Source organism: Ochrobactrum sp. S1502_03 (genome assembly GCF_044435015.1).
In the GTDB taxonomy this organism is placed as follows: domain Bacteria; phylum Pseudomonadota; class Alphaproteobacteria; order Rhizobiales; family Rhizobiaceae; genus Brucella; species Brucella chromiisoli.
Genome location: NZ_JAYEXN010000110.1, coordinates 1 through 507, shown reverse-complemented (window position 1 = coordinate 507; position 507 = coordinate 1). Strand labels below are relative to the sequence as shown.

Sequence of the window (507 nt, the reverse complement as noted above, 5' to 3'; positions counted from 1 at the left end):
AGAGTGAACGTCAACATTCTAGGAATCCGTGAACTAAAATGGACTGGAATGGGTGAATTTAACTCAGATGACCATTCTATCTACTATGGCAGGCAGGAATCCCTCAGAAGAAATGGAGTGGCCCTCATGGTCAACAAGAGAGTCCAAAATGCAGTAGCTGGATGCAATCTCAAAAACTATAGAATGATCTCTGTTCGTTTCTAAGGGAAACCATTCAATATCACAGTAATCCAAGTCTATGCTGCGACCAGTAATGCTGAAGAAGCTGAAGTTGAACAGTTCTATAAAGACCTACAAGACCTTCTAGAACTAACACCCCAAAAAGATATCCTTTTAATTATAGGGGACTGGAATGCAAAAGTAGGAAGTCAAGAAACACCTGAAGTAACAGGCAAATTTGGCCTTGGAATATGGAATGAAGCAGGGCAAAGACTAATAAAGTTTTGCCAAGAAAATGCACTGGTCATAACAAACACCCTCTTCCAACAACACAAGAGAAGACTCTAC

Annotated in this window: 1 protein-coding gene; it reads left to right on the top strand. The window is 40.4% G+C overall.

The features are described from left to right. The coding region (locus VBH83_RS19410; protein ID WP_396999105.1) for a hypothetical protein at nucleotides 1–204 on the top strand (204 nt) is incomplete at its 5' end. Nucleotides 205–507 lie beyond the last annotated feature (303 nt).